At 71.2% G+C, this 17009-nt stretch carries 15 protein-coding genes; 8 read left to right on the top strand and 7 right to left on the bottom strand.

The window, feature by feature from the left end:
* Window positions 1-5 precede the first annotated feature (5 nt).
* Window positions 6-1802, top strand: a complete 1797-nt coding sequence (locus tag IE262_RS06760) for an AMP-dependent synthetase/ligase (RefSeq protein WP_134032438.1) — start codon at window positions 6-8, stop codon at window positions 1800-1802.
* Between the two features lie 67 nt (window positions 1803-1869).
* Here the strand turns inward: IE262_RS06760 and IE262_RS06765 are convergent, their stop codons facing one another.
* Both IE262_RS06765 and IE262_RS06770 read right to left on the bottom strand, forming a co-directional pair.
* Window positions 1870-3507: a GMC oxidoreductase gene (locus IE262_RS06765; RefSeq protein ID WP_189872033.1), complete on the bottom strand. Its 1638-nt coding sequence runs from the start codon at window positions 3505-3507 to the stop codon at window positions 1870-1872.
* Window positions 3508-3603: 96 nt separating this feature from the next.
* Window positions 3604-4746 (bottom strand): glycosyltransferase family 4 protein, encoded by a 1143-nt coding sequence (locus IE262_RS06770; RefSeq protein WP_134032432.1) that lies wholly within the window; start codon window positions 4744-4746, stop codon window positions 3604-3606.
* A gap of 194 nt (window positions 4747-4940) precedes the next feature.
* Between IE262_RS06770 and IE262_RS06775 the strand changes: the two genes are divergently transcribed.
* Complete coding sequence (locus tag IE262_RS06775; protein ID WP_189872837.1) at window positions 4941-6200, top strand: glycosyltransferase 87 family protein; 1260 nt, start codon at window positions 4941-4943, stop codon at window positions 6198-6200.
* Window positions 6201-6203: 3 nt separating this feature from the next.
* On the opposite strand, the gene IE262_RS06780 is transcribed toward IE262_RS06775, so the two are convergent.
* From IE262_RS06780 to IE262_RS06800, 5 genes are all read right to left on the bottom strand, one after another.
* On the bottom strand, window positions 6204-7418 hold the full coding sequence (locus IE262_RS06780) for a hypothetical protein (protein WP_229877133.1): 1215 nt from the start codon (window positions 7416-7418) through the stop codon (window positions 6204-6206).
* Between the two features lie 45 nt (window positions 7419-7463).
* Entirely contained in the window at window positions 7464-8486 is a 1023-nt protein-coding gene (locus IE262_RS06785; RefSeq protein WP_189872841.1) for a C40 family peptidase, read from the bottom strand.
* A 263-nt stretch (window positions 8487-8749) separates the two neighbouring features.
* Complete coding sequence (locus IE262_RS06790) at window positions 8750-9781, bottom strand: C40 family peptidase (RefSeq protein ID WP_189872035.1); 1032 nt, start codon at window positions 9779-9781, stop codon at window positions 8750-8752.
* A gap of 342 nt (window positions 9782-10123) precedes the next feature.
* A complete protein-coding gene (locus IE262_RS06795; protein ID WP_134032427.1) occupies window positions 10124-11473 on the bottom strand; it encodes an NYN domain-containing protein in 1350 nt (449 codons plus the stop codon).
* 47 nt (window positions 11474-11520) lie between these two features.
* The gene (locus tag IE262_RS06800) at window positions 11521-11763 is read right to left on the bottom strand and encodes a hypothetical protein (protein ID WP_134032424.1); all 243 of its coding nucleotides are present in this window, start codon (window positions 11761-11763) and stop codon (window positions 11521-11523) included.
* A gap of 152 nt (window positions 11764-11915) precedes the next feature.
* On the opposite strand from IE262_RS06800, the gene IE262_RS06805 reads away from it, so the two are divergent.
* The 6 genes from IE262_RS06805 to IE262_RS06830 all read left to right on the top strand — a co-directional run bounded on the left by IE262_RS06805 (window position 11916) and on the right by IE262_RS06830 (window position 17005).
* Complete coding sequence (locus IE262_RS06805) at window positions 11916-12647, top strand: rhomboid family intramembrane serine protease (RefSeq protein ID WP_189872037.1); 732 nt, start codon at window positions 11916-11918, stop codon at window positions 12645-12647.
* The gene (locus tag IE262_RS06810; protein ID WP_131565796.1) at window positions 12644-12925 is read left to right on the top strand and encodes an Lrp/AsnC family transcriptional regulator; all 282 of its coding nucleotides are present in this window, start codon (window positions 12644-12646) and stop codon (window positions 12923-12925) included. Before IE262_RS06805 ends, IE262_RS06810 begins: the two co-directional genes overlap by 4 nt.
* Window positions 12926-13090: 165 nt before the next feature.
* Window positions 13091-13360, top strand: a complete 270-nt coding sequence (locus tag IE262_RS06815) for a small secreted hydrophilic protein (RefSeq protein WP_134032953.1) — start codon at window positions 13091-13093, stop codon at window positions 13358-13360.
* The gene (locus IE262_RS06820) at window positions 13329-14786 is read left to right on the top strand and encodes a sensor histidine kinase (protein ID WP_373304983.1); all 1458 of its coding nucleotides are present in this window, start codon (window positions 13329-13331) and stop codon (window positions 14784-14786) included. The genes IE262_RS06815 and IE262_RS06820 overlap by 32 nt, the downstream gene beginning before the upstream one ends.
* A complete protein-coding gene (locus IE262_RS06825; RefSeq protein WP_134032418.1) occupies window positions 14783-15445 on the top strand; it encodes a response regulator transcription factor in 663 nt (220 codons plus the stop codon). The genes IE262_RS06820 and IE262_RS06825 overlap by 4 nt, the downstream gene beginning before the upstream one ends.
* A gap of 144 nt (window positions 15446-15589) precedes the next feature.
* Window positions 15590-17005, top strand: coding sequence for an SLC13 family permease (locus IE262_RS06830; protein WP_189872039.1), 1416 nt, complete (start codon window positions 15590-15592; stop codon window positions 17003-17005).
* The last annotated feature ends 4 nt before the right edge of the window (window positions 17006-17009 follow it).

Genomic DNA, 17009 nt, shown 5'->3' on the forward strand with positions numbered 1-17009 from the left:
CAGTCTTGCGCGAGTTCAGCCTTCCGGCTTTGTACGAGGTCCCCACGGACGGCAATCTCACCGACATCGTCCGGAGAAACGCCGCGCAGCAGCCCGAAGTCGCCGTGATCGCCCGCAAGGTGGGCGATGCCTGGCAGGACGTCACCGCCGCCGTCTTCCTGGCCGAGGTGCGGGCCGCCGCCAAGGGGCTCATCGCCTCCGGGGTCCAGCCGGGTGACCGGGTCGCGCTGATGTCCCGTACCCGCTACGAGTGGACGCTGTTCGACTTCGCGATCTGGTCCGCGGGCGCCGTGACCGTGCCGGTGTACGAGACCAGCTCGCCCGAGCAGGTCCAGTGGATCCTCAGCGACTCGGGCGCGACCGCCTGCGTCGTGGAGCAGGACGGCCACGCGGCCGCCGTCGAGTCCGTGCGCGACCGGCTGCCCGCCCTCAAGAACGTCTGGCAGATCGAGGCCGGCGCCGTGGAGGAACTGGGCCGCCTCGGCCTGGACGTCACCGACGCGACGGTCGAGGAGCGCAGTTCGCTGGCCAAGGCCGACGACCCGGCGACCATCGTCTACACGTCCGGCACGACCGGCCGCCCGAAGGGCTGTGTGCTCACCCACCGCAGCTTCTTCGCCGAGTGCGGGAACATCGTGGAACGGCTGCGTCCGCTGTTCCGTACCGGTGAGTGCTCGGTGCTCCTCTTCCTGCCGCTCGCGCACGTCTTCGGACGACTGGTGCAGATCGCGCCGATGATGGCGCCGATCAAACTGGGCAACCTGCCGGACATCAAGAACCTCACCGACGAGCTCGCCGCGTTCCGGCCGACGCTGATCCTCGGTGTCCCGCGGGTCTTCGAGAAGGTCTACAACGGGGCGCGTGCCAAGGCGCAGGCGGACGGCAAGGGCAAGATCTTCGACAGGGCGGCGGACACGGCCATCGCGTACAGCAAGGCCCTGGACACCCCGTCCGGGCCGTCGCTCGGCCTGAAGATCAGGCACAAGGTGTTCGACACGCTCGTCTACAGCAAGCTGCGGGCCGTCCTCGGCGGCAGGGGCGAGTACGCCATCTCGGGCGGCGCCCCGTTGGGCGAGCGCCTCGGCCACTTCTTCCGCGGCATCGGCTTCACGGTCCTGGAGGGCTACGGACTGACCGAGTCCTGCGCGGCGACGGCCTTCAACCCCTGGGACCGGCAGAAGATCGGCACGGTCGGCCAGCCGCTGCCCGGTTCGGTGATCCGCATCGCCGACGACGGCGAGGTGCTGCTGCACGGCGAGCACCTGTTCAAGGAGTACTGGAACAACCCGGGGGCGACCGAGGAGGCGCTGGCCGACGGCTGGTTCCACACCGGTGACATCGGCACCCTGGACGAGGACGGCTACCTGAGGATCACGGGCCGCAAGAAGGAGATCATCGTCACCGCGGGCGGCAAGAACGTCGCCCCGGCCGTGATCGAGGACCGTATCCGCGCGCACGCGCTGGTCGCTGAGTGCATGGTGGTGGGCGACGGGCGGCCGTTCGTGGGCGCGCTGGTCACCCTCGACGAGGAGTTCCTGGGCCGCTGGGCCGCCGAGCACGGCAAGCCGGCGGGCTCCACCGCGGCGTCGCTGCACGAGGACGCCGACCTCGTGGCCGCGATCCAGTCGGCGGTCGACGACGGCAACGCCGCGGTGTCGAAGGCGGAATCGGTGCGGAAGTTCCGCATTCTGCCCTCCCAGTTCACCGAGGACTCGGGCCACCTCACGCCGTCGCTGAAGCTCAAGCGCAGCGTGGTGGCGAAGGACTTCGCGGACGAGATCGAGGCGATCTACCGGGGCTGAGCCTCGGCCCTGTCGCTGGAGTTGGGCCGCCGCACCGTCACCGGTCCGATCCCCGCCCGGCCGGCCCTCATGCCGCGGTGTCCTCGGCCAGGACCCGCGCCATCGTCCGTTCCGCGAGCGCGGTGATCGTCACGAACGGGTTGACCCCGATCGACCCGGGCACCAGCGAGCCGTCCGTGACGTACAGCTTCGCATAGCCCTTCACGCGCCCGTAGCCGTCGGTCGCCTTCCCCAGCACGCAGCCGCCCAGCGGGTGGTACGTGAAGTCGTCGGCGAAGACCTTGCTGGGCGAGCCGAACAGGTCGTAGCGGTAGATCGTGGAGTTGGCCGCGTTGATCCGGTCGAAGAGCTTCTTCGCCATGGAGACGGACACCGCGCTCTGGGCGGCGCTCCAGCCGAGCTTCGCCGAGTCGCTCGCCGCGTCGTACGTGAACGAGGCGCGCTCCCGGTTCTTGGTGATCGCCAGGTAGAGGCTGACCCAGTGCTCAAGGCCCGTGGGCAGCGGGGCGATCTCGGCGAAGACCGGGTTGGCGGTGTTCGCCCAGTCGTCGATGCCCATGACGGGCATGGTGGACTGGTTCGCCCCGACGGTGTCCCAGAGGTGGTTGGCCCGGCCGAGCATCACGTTGCCGTTCGTCCCCCAGCCGCTGCCGACGCTCGCGTCGAGGGCGGGCAGGGTGCCCTTCGCCCGTGCCCGGACCAGGAGTTCGGTGGTGCCGACGCTGCCGGCGCCGAGGAAGAGGTAGGTGCAGCCGTACTCCTTGGTCTCGACGACCGTGCCGGTGTCGTCGATGCGGTCGACGGTCACGACGTACGTCCCGTCGCTCTCCCTGCGTATCCCCCTGGCCCGCTCCATGGTGTGGATCGTGACGTTGCCGGTGCCGAGCGCCGAGGCGAGGTACGTCTTGTCGAGGCTGCGCTTGCCGTGGTTGTTGCCGTAGATGACCTCGGCCCCGAGCGCGGACCTGGTGGCGGTGCCGGCGGCCTCGCGCTGCATGTAGGCGAAGTCGTAGACGCTCGGGACGAACGTGGTCCTCAGACCGGCGTTCTCGGCGTGCTTGCGGGAGATCCGGGTGAAGCGGTACCACTCCGTGGACTCGAACCAGGCGGGGTCGATCGTGTTGACGCCGAGCATGGAGCGGGCGCGCGGGAAGTACGTGCCGTACATCTCCGCGGTGTCGACGGTGGGGAACTGCTCGGCGAAGTACGACTGGAGGGGGGTGACGGCCATGCTGCCGTTGACCAGTGAGCCGCCTCCGACACCGCGTCCCACGTACACGGACATGTTGGCGAAGCGGACCCGGTCGAGAACGCCGGGGTAGGGGCTGATGTCCCGGTTGACGACGTCCAGCCAGAGGAAGGTGGCGAGCGGCGCCTCGGTGCGTGTGCGGAACCACATCGATCTCTGGTCGGGCGCGTTGGTGGGACAGAACACCTTGCCGTCGGAGCCGGCGGTGTTCCAGAGTCTGCCCATCTCGATGACGAGCGTGCGGATGCCGGCCTGACCGAGGCGCAGGGCGGCCACGGCGGCGCCGTAGCCGGAGCCGATCACGATGGCGGGCGCGTTGTCGACGGCCTCGGGCTCCACGGCGTGCGCGGACGTCAGGCCCACCCGGGTGAGACCGAGGGCGGCGGCCGACTGCAGTGCGGCGAGACCGAGCAGACGACGACGGGAAAGCTGACGGTGCGTCAAGTTTTCTGTCATGCGCACAGAATGCTCGGATGCCCGTATCCTTACCAGAGATACGCGATATCCCTTTAGTCCCTTAAGAACCTTGCGCCCCTTGCACCCCTTGCGCCGCTAGAGCAACTGCTTCAACCTCTCCGCCAGCAGGTCCCACCGCCACTTCTCCTCGACCCACTCCCGGCCCCGCTCCCCCATACGGCGCCGCAACTCCGGGTCGTCGAGGAGGGTGAGGATCCGGTCGGCCGCCTCCTCCGGGGAGCCGCCGCGGACGACCCAGCCGGTCTCACCGTCGAGGACCGCGTCGGGGGCCCCTCCCGAGTCCCCGGCGACGACCGGCAGACCCGTCGCGGAGGCCTCCAGGTACACGATGCCGAGCCCCTCCACGTCCAGTCCGCCCCGGCGCGTACGGCAGGGCATGGCGAAGACGTCTCCGGCGCCGTAGTGGGCGGGCAGCTCCGCCCAGGGCACGGCTCCGGTGAAGTGGACGGAGCCGGCGACCCCGGTCTCGTGCGCGAGCCTGCGCAGGTCCTTCTCGTAGGGGCCGCCGCCGACGATCAGCAGCACCGTCCCGGGCTGCCGGGCGAGGATGCGGGGCAGCGCCCGGATGAGCGTGTCCTGCCCCTTGCGCCGGACCAGCCGGGAGACGCAGACCACGACCGGGCGGTCGGTCAGGCCGAGGCGGGCACGGACCTCGTCGCCGCCCGAGCCGGGATGGAAGGTCTTCTCGTCCACTCCGGGCGGGAGCTGCACCATGCGCCCGGCCGCCGCCGGGGTCAGCGCGGTCGCGATCCGGGAGCGCGTGTACTCGCCGAGGTACGTGATCGTGTCCGTGGACTCCCCGATCCGGCGCAGTAGCCGGCGGGCGGCGGGCAGCTGTGCCCAGCCCGCCTCGTGCCCGTGGGTCGTCGCCACGAGCCGCTCGGCGCCCGCCCTGCGCAGCGCGGGCGCCATCAGACCGAGCGGAGCGGCGGCCCCGAACCACACCGAGGTGCAGCCGTGCTCCCGCAGCAGCGACACGGCGCGCCGTGTGGCGTCCGGCGTCGGCAGCAGCATGGTCGTCCGGTCGCGTACGACGGTGAAGGGCTGCTCGGCGTCGAAGGCGGCCGTCGCCTCGACGCCCTCCCGGCTCCGCTTCCACGTGGACGCGTAGACGACCAGCCGCTCGGGGTCCAGCCGCAGCGCCATGTTGTGCAGGAAGGCCTGGATGCCGCCGGGCCGGGGCGGGAAGTCGTTGGTCACGATCAGGGTCTTGTGCATCTCGCCGCCGACCCTACCGGGCGGGTCCCCGCACCGGACCTGACCGGGTTCCCTCCAGCCGGGCCCGGCCACGCCACGAGCCCTCTCGCCGACGAACGGGGGATCATGTCCCCACACAGGGAACACAAGGAACACATGTGCAACAGAAGGAAACACTGGACACAGGGGACACACGAGCGGGGACGGAGGTGGACATGGCGGCGACGGGCACACAGCGGTTCCCGGTCGGGCTCCTCGCGGCCTGGACCGCGACCAGAATGCTCCTGCTGCTCCTCGTCCTCAAGGTCCTCGTCTTCCCCGGCCCGGACGTGACGACCGACGTCTCGGTGATCTACCAGGGCTGGTACGAGGTCCTGCGCGGCGGCACCTACCCCTTGGGCGATGTGACGTGGCAGTACCCGCCCGGCGCCGCGCTCGCGATCCTCTCCCCCGCCCTGCTGCCGTTCCTGGGCTACGCGCCGGCGTTCTTCGCCCTCGTCCTCCTGTCCGACCTGGTGGTCCTCGCACTGCTGTCGTACGCGGGCACGCGCCTCGGCGGGGCACGGCGCGGCGCCTGGGTGTGGGTGGTGGGTGTGGCGCTGCTCGGGCCGACCGTGTACGCCCGGTACGACGTGATGGTGACGGCGGTCGCGGTGGCCGCGCTGCTCGCCGGAGCGCGTCACCCCCGCGCGATGGGGGCGCTCGCGGCCTTCGGCGCGCTGCTGAAGGTGTGGCCGGTGCTGCTGCTCGTGGCGGCGAGGAAGCGCGCGGCCTGGCTCTCCGCCGCGGTGACCGGCTCGGCGCTGGCGGCGCTGTTCGCGGCCTGGATGCCGGGCGCCTTCGCCTTCCTGACCTTCCAGCGCGACAGGGGCACGGAGATCGAGTCCCTGGGCGCGCTCGTCCTCCACCTGGCCCGCCAGTTCGGCTGGGAAGGCCAGGTGCTGCTCAACTACGGCTCGGTCGAGTTCCTCGGCCCGTACGTCGACGTCGTCAGCACGGCGGCCCTGCTGCTGAGCGCGGCGGCCTTCGGCTGGCTGGCGCTGTGGCGGCTGCGCGCCACGCGGTTCGCGCCGCACACACTCGCGGAGGCGGCCTTCGTGGCGGTGCTGATGTTCACGACCACGAGCCGGGTCATCAGCCCGCAGTACATGGTGTGGCTGGTCGGGCTCGCGGCGGTCTGCCTGTGCTTCAGGGCCGGCCGGATGACGGTGCCCGCGTACCTCGTCCTGGCCGCGTGCCTGCTGACCGTGCTGGAGTTCCCCGTCTGGTTCGACCATGTGGTCGCGAGCGACTGGCTGGGCGTCCTCCTGCTCTTCGCCCGCAACGGCCTTCTTGTCCTCGCGACGCTGTTCGCCGCGCTGGAGCTGTGGCAGGACACGGTCGGTCTCCGGCGCGAACAGGTGGTTCGCCGGCCCGAGGAGCCACGTCCTCCATCGCCGGACGGGCTGCTCGATCCCACGGCCCCTGGCCAGTAGGGCTCAGCCCAGCTGGGCCCGCAGATACGCCCGCCACTGCTCCGCGAACCGTTCCGGCGTGGTGCCGAGTACGTCCCGCAGCGCGCCCTCCACGGCGCCCGCGCGCCTCTCGTGCTCCCCCACGGCCCGGTAGAACTCGTTCAGCCGGACCTCTCCCCAGCGGTCCGCGATCATCCGGCAGGCCAGCCACCCGCTCTCGTACGCCTGCGCGAGCTGTGTCGCGTTGCCGCCGAAGCCGAAGTCCGCGTCCCTGGGCAACCGGCTCGGTGCGCGGCCCTCCAGCACGGCACGCCGCAGTTCCGGGGCGATCTGGACGGCCGTGCGCCCGGCCCCCCGGTAGCCGACCCAGTCGGCATAGCCCTCGGAGAGCCACAGGGGGGTGGCCGCGGTCGTGGCCGCGCGGGTGGCGACGTGGGTGGTCTCGTGGGTGAGCACGACCTGCCGGCCGAGGCCGCCGAGGACGCCGTACGCGTCGGGGTTGACGATGATCCGGTCCGCGGGCGCCTTCCGGGAGCCTCCCGTCTCTCCGGTGGTGACCGCCGCGATCCCCCGGTACCCGGACGCGGGTGCCCCGAGCAGCCCGGCCATCCCGTCCAGCGACCGAGGTACGAGGACGACGACCCGCCCCGCCCAGTCGTCGCCCCACGCCTCGCTCACCACGGGCACGGCCCGGTCCGCCAGCGCCGCGTACCCGCGCAGCGCGGCGGCCGGCTGCCCGACGCCGAGGACGAGGCTGCGCTCACCCTTCACGGCCCGGACGGCGCCCTGCTCCCACAGTTGCTCGGCGGCCTTCTCGGCGGGCTCGTCGGAGGCGACGTACCAGGAGCCGTCGTCGCGGGTCAGCGTCAGCGCGCGGGCGGCGGTGACGGGGGCCTTGTCGTACCCCCGTATCCGGTAGCGGAGTTCCGCCTCGGCCGTCGCCCGGTCCCCGGAGCGGTGGAAGCCGGTCAGGCGGTACGACCAGGACGCGAGCGGAAGGCCGCGCAGGTTCGCGAACTCGCCCGGCTCGGCGGCAGGGTGGTCCCGGCTGCCGGACACCGGCGCCTGTGTCCCCCGGTACGCCGACGCGTTCCGCTCCAGCACGGCCGCCGCCCGCCGGTCCAGCACGTGCTGGACGTCGGCCCGGGCGGCGTCAGGCGCGGGGCCGCCCCCGCAGCCCACGACCAGGGTGAACGCCAAGGACAGCCCTGCCCACACCGCACGCCGTCGACCAGCCACCTTCCCGATCGTACGGTGACCCACAGCACGGGGGGCACGCCGGTTTCAGACCCGTGTGACCGCCGAGACCGGCATCATGCCGACCGGGTCGTAGCGGACGGGCGCGCCCGGGTACGGGGCGTGGATGACCTGGCCGTTGCCCGCGTACATGCCGACGTGACTGGCGTCCTCCCGGTAGAGGACCAGATCGCCGGGCTGTGCCTGGGACAGCGGCACCTGGCGGCCGGCGTACCGCTGGGCCTGCGAGGTGCGCGGCAGCCCGACGCCGGCCTGGGCGTACGACCACTGCATGAGGCCCGAACAGTCGAAGCCGTGGGGCCCGTTGGCGCCCCACACGTACGGCCTGCCGACAGCGGAGCGGGCCGCGGCGACGGCGGCGGCCGCGCGGGGGCTGGATGCGGCGGCGCCCGCGAGGTGGGACCGGTCGGTGCCGCCGGCGCGGGAGACCCGCTCGTACTCGGCGCGCTCCTCGGCCGGGAGGGAGTTGAGCACCCGCCGGGCCTTGGCGAGCTTGTGCTCGACGGTGCGCTTGTGCTGGGCGACGGCCCTGCGGCTCTTCTCCAGCCGCTTCAGCCTGCCGGCCGTCTCCTCGCGCTCCTGGGCGAGGTCGCGCAGGGCCCGCTGGAGGTCCTTGAGTTCCCCGGCGTGGTGGGCGCTGATCCGGTCGAGGGCGGCGGCCCTGTCGAGGTAGCCGGCGGGGTCCTCGGTGAGCAGCAGGACGAGCGAGGGGTCGATCCCGCCGGCGCGGTACTGGGCGACCGCGAGCGAACCGAGCGCCTCCCGCATGGTGTTGACGCGCTCCTGGTGGCGGGCGATCCGGTCCTGGGCGGCACCGACCTGCCTGCGCAGGGCGTCGGCGCGTTCGTCGGCCTTGTTGAACGCCTCGGTGGCCCGCTCGGCCTCCTCGTAGAGGCGGTCCACCTCGGCACGGGTGTCGTCGGACGGCGCGGCGGCGGCCGGTCCGACCTGTACGGCACCGAGAGCCGCGGCCGCGGCGGACAGTACGCAGAGCGCTGCGCTCGCGCCCCGGTTGAACCCGGGCGGTACAAGGCGGCGATGGTGGGACACCACGGGAAGCCGCTCTCCCTTCGCTGGCGGACACGGACCGTTTCCCTGTGCGGGGGAAACGGCCAGACAGTAGCCCCGTGGCCCGGTGCCGACCAAAGACCTCATCGGGGACACAACGGGCACACAGCGTGACGCCCCGCTTCAGACGCAGGTCATCAGCGGGGCGGGGGGTCAGCGCGGGTCGCGGTAATTCGCCCGTTCGGGCGCTACGGCGTCTTGATCGTGAAGGGACCGCGAACGGCGGGGAGCGGCCGGAGGGCCGGTCAGATACGGACGCCGAACTGGAAGGAACCGATGGTGTTCATCGACTCGTAGCGGACCACGGCACCCGGCTTCGGGGAGTGCAGGACCGTGTTGTTGCCCGCGTACAGGCCGACATGCGCCAGGTTGTTGAAGAAGACCAGGTCGCCCGGCTTGAGCTGGCTGCGACCGATCTTCGGGCCGTCGTTCTGCTGCGTGTACGTGGTCCGGGTGATCTGGACCCCCGCCTGGGCGTACGCCCACTGGGTCAGCCCGGAGCAGTCGTAGGAGTTGGGGCCGCTGCCACCGGAGACGTACGGCTTGCCGAGCTGGGTGTCGGCGGCGGCGAGCGCGGCGGCGCCACGCTCGGAGGCCGGCACCTCGTTGCCGAGCTGGACGCGTTCCCCGGCGGAGCGGCTGGCGCGCTGCTCTTCGTCCGCCAGCGCCGCCTTCTCCTCGGCGGTCAGGGTGTTGAGGAGCTTCTGCGCCTCGGCGAGCTTGGCCTGGACTTGCTTCTTCTTCTCGCCCAGGGACTCGCGGGTGTCGGCGAGATCCTTGAGCTTCCCGGCGGCTTCCTGGCGCTGCTGGGCGAGTACCCGCTGCTTGTCCTGGACCTTCTTCAGCGCATCGATCTGCTGAGCGCTCAGCTGGTCCATCGTGGACGCCTTGTCGAGGTAGTCGTCCGGGTCGGCGGAGAGGAAGAGCTGGACGGAGGGGTCGATGCCTCCCGTCCGGTACTGGGAGCTGGCCATCAGGCCGAGGCCCTCACGCAGGTCGTTGAGCTCGCCCTGGCCGCGTGCGACCTGGTCCTGGAGAGTTTCGATCTCCTTTTCGAGCTTCTTCTGCTTCTCCTTGGCCCCGTTGTACTTGTCGGTGGCCAGCCCCGCCTCTTCGTAGAGCGCGTCGACCTTGGACTTGACCTCGTCCTTGCTCGGCTTCTCGCTGGGCGCGGCGTTGGCGGCCTGCGAGGAAAGGGCCACAGCGGCAGCAGCCGCGGTGGTGAGCACGGTGACACGTGCGCGGTTCGGCTGCTTCGGTCGACGGTGGGACGCCACGGAGGCGAGCTCCTTCTTCCTTCAGCCGCCTACCGACACACCGGCGGGCGGTGCCCCTCCACCGTCACTCCCCATGAGTGATCAACCGAGCGGAGGTTCGAAGCCAGACCCTAGTGACGTTCTTGTGATCAGTTCAAATCCTCACGTGAAAAAAGTATGTGACGCACAGCATTCTTTGCCGCCAACTCACGTGCGGTGATACCCCGTTGACACTACGTTGCGTGACGGATTGCCCAATTGGGGCAATCCCCTTCACAGCTCACGCTTGCGACCTACGCGACCCATGGGATGTACGGATCAGAAAGGCCGCGCGTTCAAGAGGGAGCGGACTTCCGCACCGTTTCAGCCGCGTGAGAACCGCTTCAGCAGGACCGCCGAAGCCACCGGCCGGGCGCCCGCCCTGGCCACCCCGTCGGCCACCTCACGGTCGGTGGAGGCGACGATGACCGGACGCCCCGGCGGCTCGGCGCGCACCAGCTGGCGGATCAACTCATCAGCGGTGACACCGGGTTTGGAGAACAGCACGCGCACCCCGCGCGGCGGTGCGAGCAGCACGGGCGCGGCCAGCTCGGCACCGTCGAACACACACGTCACCTCGGCGTTCGTCTGCGCGGCGAGCTGCGAGAGCTGCCCGAGGAGCCGCAGGCGCTGCTTCTCCAGCGGCATCTGCGGATAGCCGGTCTTGGTCACGTTGTAGCCGTCGACGACGAGATGCGCCTGCGGCAGCGCGAGCAACTGGTCGAGGATCGCGGGGTCGTTCTCGGACAGCGCGCGGGCGGCGATGTCCTTCGGCGTCATACGGCCGGGTTCGACCGCGTCCACGGTCTCGGCGGGCCGTACGGACACCGGCGGCAACGCCAGCTCCCGCCGCAGCCCTTGCGCCGCGTCCAGCACGGTGTCCAGGAGCAGCCGTACCCGCATGTCCTCGACGCTGCGCCCCTCGCGCGCGGCGCGCCGGGTGGCCTCCAACGCCGCCTCGGCCTCCACCAGCCGTGCCTTGAGCCGTCGGGTCTCGCTCTCGGCGGCCGACACCTGGGCGTGGCTCTCGGCGCGTACGGCCTCGATCTCGCTGTGCACCTTGCGCATCGCGGCCTCGCCGCGCTTGATGTCGCTGAGTGCGGCGCGCAGCTTGCGGTTCAGCGACTCCGTTTCCTTCTTGGCCGACTCCAGTTCCGCGCGCAGCCGCTCGGTCTCGGCCCTCGTGTGGTCGCGGGCCTCGGCGAGCTCGGCACGCAGCCGCTCCAGTTCGGCGCGGCTCTCCTCGTCCGCGCGCTCCGCGTCGGCCCGCTGCGCCTCCTCGCCGGCCGCGGTGACCAGCTTCACCCAGCCCGTGGGGCGCAGCACATAGGCCGCGGCCGCCACGTCCAGCGGGTCCGCGGCCGGGGGCGGGGTGCCCGAGTCGAGGGCGGCGGCGAGCTCGGGCTGGGCCTCTCTGAGCCGCTCCCCGATGCGCTGCCGGAACAGTGTGTCGCCCTCCAGGGCCGCCGCCATGGCGTTGCCCGCGAACTTGGCTCTCCGGTTGGGAGCGAACCGGGCGTACTGTCTGAGCTGGGCGGGCAGTTCCGACACGGTCAGCCCGCCGAATCCGTCGGACACGATCTGCACGACGCGTCGGCGCACGCCTTCGGGCAGCGGACGGTCGAGCACCTCAGCGGCGCCGTCGCCCGGCCCCCCGCCTGTGGTCTCCACCATCCGTCACCCCAATACCTGTACCGGTACCTCTGCGGGGGCCGCTCCCGTCAGGAGCCGGCTCCCGGCCTGTCCACGAGTTCCACCTGGTCCACGGCGTTGCACCAGCGGCAGCGCACCGACTCGATCGTCTCACTGAGCACCTCACGCTCCTCGACCTTCGGCTCCCCGGCCAGGTCGAGATGCACGTACTCGACGACCTTCGACGAGCGGGTCACGTCGAACCGCGTGAGGTTGCCGCAGAGCGTGCAGCGCCAGCGCGTGGTGTCGGTCGGCAGGGGAACCGTCGTCATCGTGGCTGCTCTTCCTTCCAGTCTCCGTGATGCGCCAGTTTCCCTGGTGCGTATGGGTCGTAACCCTACGGCCTGGCGGGTACCTGACGCCCGTCCGGCCATGGCGGCGAGGCGGTCTGTGCGCTTCGGTCCGGTTACGTCATGCTCTGATCGTGATCAGCGAGTGGAGCGCGAGGGCGGGCCTGGCGCTACGGGAACACCCGGCGCCGGTGACGTACGGACTGATCGGCGCCTGCTGCGTGATCTTCCTGATCGGCCCGGCGTCCGGGATGAACGCCGGGTACGGCACCGGGGACGGGCTGCTCACGGCCCAGCGGGCGTACTTCCGGCACTGGGGGGTCGTGCCCGTCGAACTGATCGGCGCCGACCCGCGGGCCGCGCTCACCCCCGTGACGGCGTTGTTCATCCACGGGAGCTGGCTCCACCTCCTCGGCAACATGCTGTTCCTGTACGTCTTCGGGGCGATGGCCGAGGAGCGGATGGGCCACATCGAGTTCGCCCTCTTCTACACGGGCTGCGGCTGCCTCGCCCTGCTGGGGTACGCGGCCGCCAACGCCGACTCGTCGCAGACGCTGGTCGGGGCGTCGGGGGCGATCTCCGCGGTCCTCGGCGCGTTTCTGTACCTGTTCCCCCGAGCGCGGGTCACCAGCCTCTTCCCGTTCCTGTTCTTCCTTCCGCTGCGCTTTCCGGCGTGGGTGACCCTGCCGTTCTGGGTGGCCCTCCAGTGGGTCGCCGCCGGCCAGGCCACGCGGGGGCCCGGGGTGGCCTACCTGGCGCACGTCGTGGGGTTCGGTCTGGGCTTCGCCTACGCGTGGGTGCGGTACATGCGGCCGACTAGAGTGACATCCGCAGCGTCCGCCGCCGAGGGAGAGAACCCGCCGTGATCACCGCGATCGTGCTCATCAAGACCAGCGTGGACCGGATCCCCGAGATCGCCGAGTCGATCGCCGCGCTGGACTCCGTCAGCGAGGTGTTCTCCGTGACCGGTACGTACGACTTGATCGCCATGGTTCGGGTGAAGGCCCATGATGATCTCGCTGATGTGATTCCGGGGCGGATCAGCAAGATTCCTGGGGTTGAGGCCACGGATACGCATGTGGCGTTCCGGACGTATTCGCAGCATGATCTTGAGGCTGCGTTCGCGATCGGGCTCGATAGCTGAGGTTGTCCGGCGACTGCGGGTTTGTTGTGGCTTGTCGCGCCCACGCGGCGGAGCCGCACATCGACACAGCCCCGCGCCCCTAAAAAACCTCCAGTTCCCCTCGGATGAAGAGTTCCTCATCTTTCGCTCATCCTTGCTGTCGGGTGCCCGACGCAGGCTGTGCCCATGGTCTTCTCTCGTCGGATGGCGGCCCTCGCCGCTGTTGTGGTGATTCCGCTCGGGATCGCCGCCACCAGTTTTGCCCTCAGTGATCGTCCGGAGTCGCCCAAAGTGCCGCCCAAGGTGGAACTGGACAGCGGATCGCCCTCCTCGCCGGCGTCCACCCCGGCCACGCCGACGCCGGCGCCCAGTGACGAGGTGGTGTCACGGCCTCCGGTGACGGACAGCTCTGCGGATGATGACGATGACGACGACGGGCCCGGCGACGACGGATGACCGGCCGCGACGGTCGCTCTCGGCACGCGTCCGCATCCTGCTCTGGCTGCTGCTCATGATGGCCGTCGCCCTCGGCTCGGTGGCGGCCACGACGCGGTCGATACTGCTGCGGGACGTCGAGCACCGGGTGAGCGGGCTGCTCGCCCAGGAGGCCGGTGAGTTCGCCAACTTCGAGGAGCGGGGCCTCGACCCGGAGACCGGCCGGCCGTTCACGGATCCGGGGCGGCTGCTGTACGTCTTCCTGGAGCGGCAGTACGCCGACCCGGAGGAGGAGCTGATCGGGCTGGTGGGCCGGGACGGCCGTGGTCCCGCGCAGATCATCCAGCCGCCCCACGACATCCCGGTCGCCGTGCCCCTGCACCAGGACGCCGACGCCCGGCGCCGTATCTACGACTCGCCCGACTCCACCGGCGTCCTGCACCGGGCGGCGGGCGAGATCCGCTGGGCCAAGGTCGCCGTCGCCCGGCATGGCAGCGAACCGGACGCCGCGTTCGTCGTCGCCTTCCACCCGGGAGGCGAACAGGAGGGCGTGGACGAGGTGTTCCGCATACTGCTCGCCATCTCCGGGGTGGCGCTGGTGCTGACGACCGGGATCGGGTGGGTGGTCGCCGGGCGGATCCTGCAGCCCGTACGGCTGGTGCGTGCCGCGGCGGCACAGCTCACCGAGCAGGACCTCACCCGCCGTATCCCGGTGCGCGGACGGGACGACGTGGCCGCGCTCGCCGAGACGTTCAACGCCATGCTCGACCGGCTGGAGCGCGCCTTCGCCGCCCAGCGGGAGTTCGTCGACGACGCCGGTCACGAGCTGCGCACCCCCATCACCATCGTGCGCGGCCATCTGGAGCTGATGGGCGACGACCCCGCCGAGCGGGAGGAGACCGTCCGCCTCGTCACCGACGAACTCGACCGGATGAGCCGCATCGTCGAGGACCTGCTGCTGCTCGCCAAGGCCGAGCGGCCCGACTTCGTCACCCCGGAGCCGGTCCAGCTCGCCGAACTGACCGCCGATGTCTACGTCAAGGCCCGCACCCTCGGCGAGCGCGACTGGCAGCTCGACGAAGTCGCCGACCGGGAGGTGGAGCTGGACCCCCAGCGGATCACCCAGGCGATGGTCCAGCTCGCGCAGAACGCCGTGCAGCACACCACGGCCGGCCAGACCATCCGCATCGGCTCCCGCGCCGACGGCTCGTGCGTCGAGTTGTACGTCGTGGACTGTGGGCCCGGCGTCCAGCCGCAGGACGCCCGGGTCATCTTCGAGCGGTTCCGGCGCGGGACCGCCCGGCGCGGCGCCCGGGGCTCGGGGGCCGGGCTCGGGCTGTCGATCGTGCGGGCGATCGCGGAGGCCCACGGCGGCCGGGTCCGTCTGCACGACACGGAGGGCGGCGGCGCCACCTTCGTCCTGAGTCTGGAGGAAGCACGCCCGTGAACCGCATTCTGATCGTCGAGGACGAGGAACGCATCGCCGCCTTCGTGGAGAAGGGCCTGCGCGCGGGCGGGTTCACGACCACCGTGGTCGGCGACGGTGAGGCCGCGTACGAGTACGCGCTGACCGGCGGCTTCGACCTGGTCGTCCTCGACATCGGGCTGCCCGGCCGGGACGGCTTCACGGTCCTGCGCGAACTGCGGGAGGCCCGGGTGACCATCCCCGTGATCGTGCTGACGGCGCGGGACTCCGTACGGGACACCGTGGCCGGTCTGGAGGGCGGCGCCGACGACTGGATGACCAAGCCGTTCCGCTTCGAGGAACTCCTCGCGCGGGTGCGTCTGCGGTTGCGTACGGCGGCACGCGCGCCCGAGGTGACGGTGCTGCGGTCCGGTTCGCTGAGCCTGGACCTGCGGACGCGGCGGGCGCGGTCCGGGGAGCGGACGGTCGATCTGACGGCCCGCGAGTTCGTGCTCCTGGAGCTGTTCCTGAGGCATCCCGGACAGGTGCTGTCCCGGGAGCAGATCCTGTCGCACGTGTGGGGCTACGACTTCGATCCCGGCTCCAACATCGTGGACGTCTACGTGCGCGCCCTGCGGAAGAAGCTGGGCTCGGAGCAGGTGGAGACGGTTCGCGGGATGGGGTACCGGTTGCCGGCGTAACCGGTGAACGCCCGCGCGCATTTTCCGATTTGCATGAGGCTGTGTGAGTTTGTATGAGGTCGCATGAGGTTGCGTGACATGGCGTGAAGTTTCCTTCATCTGCGACTCATCGACGGCTCACGGCCCGGCAGGACCCTCGATGACGTGACCCTGAACCTCCGTATGACCGTGGCCCTGTGTGTGGCGATGTCCCTGTGCGCGCTGCTCGTGGTCCCCGGCAACTTCTCCGGCCTCGGCGGTGACGCCCGTTTCACGCTCGCGGTCTTCGCCCTGGCCACCTGCGCCTGGATCGCCACGCCGATCGACGACACGTACATCGCGCTGGGCGCCGGGCTCGCGCTGACGGTCACCGGGGTGATCAGCAGTGACACGCTCTTCGGCACCCTGGGCGACTCGACCGTGTGGCTGCTGATCTGCGCGTTCGTACTGGCGGCGGCGGTGAGCCGGACGGGTCTGGCGGGGCGGGCGGCGGTGTTCCTGGTGGGCGGTGCGCGCACCGTACGGCAGCTGACGCACCTGACGACGGCCGCGCTCGTGGTCACGGCGTTCGCCGTGCCCGCCACCTCGGGCCGCGCGGCGCTCGCGCTGCCGGTGTTCCTCGCCCTCGCCAAGGCGCTGAGCGACCGGAAACGACTGGTCGTGATGCTGGCGTTGCTGTTTCCGACCGTGATCCTTCTGTCGGCGGTGGCGACCCTGATCGGGGCGGGTGCGCATCTGATCACGGTGTCGGTGCTGTGGGAGGCGACCGGTGACCGGATCGGCTTCACGGAGTGGCTGCTGCTCGGCCTGCCGCTGGCCGTGGTGTCCTCCCATCTGGCGGCCGAGGCCGTCCTGCTGACGACCACCCGGCGCGCGGACCGCCGAGGTCCCGTGCACATCACCGCCGAGCAGATCCAGCAGCACAGCGACCGCCCGGTCACCGGCCCCTGGTCGCAGGCCGAGTCCCGGTGCGCGCTGCTGCTCGCCACGGTCGTCGTCCTGTGGTGCGCCGAGCCGCTCCACCGGGTGCCGCCCGCGGTCGTGGCCCTGATAGGCGCGGTCGTCGCGTCCTCGCCGGCCCTGGGCACCGTACGGCTGAAGGACGCGCTGAAGACGGTGCCCTGGTCGTTGCTGCTGTTCATGGCCGCGACGATGGCGATGGGCGTCGCCCTGGCCGACTCGGGCGCGGCGAAGTGGCTGGTCTCCGGCCTCCCCGGGGGTGTGTCGCCGGCCGTGTTCCTGATCGTGGTGATCGTGGTCAGCACGGCGGCGCACCTGGTCCTGCAGTCCCGTTCGGCGCGCTCGTCGGTGCTGGTTCCGCTGGTGGTGGCGGCGGCCGTGGGCGCCGGGGTCAATCCGGTCGCGGCCGCCCTCGCCTCCACCGCGGCGGCGGGCTTCTGTCACACGCTCCCCGCCTCCGCGAAACCGGTCACGCTCTTCGCCGAGATCCCCGGGACGCCCACGTACACCCCGCGCGACCTGCTGCGTCTGTCCGCCGTCCTGGCGCCGCTGACCGCCGCCCTCGTCCTGCTCTTCGCCGTAGCGGTGTGGCCGCTGCTCGGCGTGCCCCTGACCCGCTAGGAGG

The organism is Streptomyces bluensis (assembly GCF_014650715.1).
GTDB classification, from domain to species: domain Bacteria; phylum Actinomycetota; class Actinomycetes; order Streptomycetales; family Streptomycetaceae; genus Streptomyces; species Streptomyces bluensis.

Coding starts and splice junctions, on each gene's coding strand:
- IE262_RS06770 (WP_134032432.1), bottom strand. CDS start 4,746: ATGCACAAGACCCTGATCGTGACCAACGACTTCCCGCCCCGGCCCGGC.
- IE262_RS06765 (WP_189872033.1), bottom strand. CDS start 3,507: ATGACAGAAAACTTGACGCACCGTCAGCTTTCCCGTCGTCGTCTGCTC.
- IE262_RS06775 (WP_189872837.1), top strand. CDS start 4,941: ATGGCGGCGACGGGCACACAGCGGTTCCCGGTCGGGCTCCTCGCGGCC.
- IE262_RS06820 (WP_373304983.1), top strand. CDS start 13,329: ATGACGACGACGGGCCCGGCGACGACGGATGACCGGCCGCGACGGTCG.
- IE262_RS06815 (WP_134032953.1), top strand. CDS start 13,091: ATGGTCTTCTCTCGTCGGATGGCGGCCCTCGCCGCTGTTGTGGTGATT.
- IE262_RS06795 (WP_134032427.1), bottom strand. CDS start 11,473: ATGGTGGAGACCACAGGCGGGGGGCCGGGCGACGGCGCCGCTGAGGTG.
- IE262_RS06800 (WP_134032424.1), bottom strand. CDS start 11,763: ATGACGACGGTTCCCCTGCCGACCGACACCACGCGCTGGCGCTGCACG.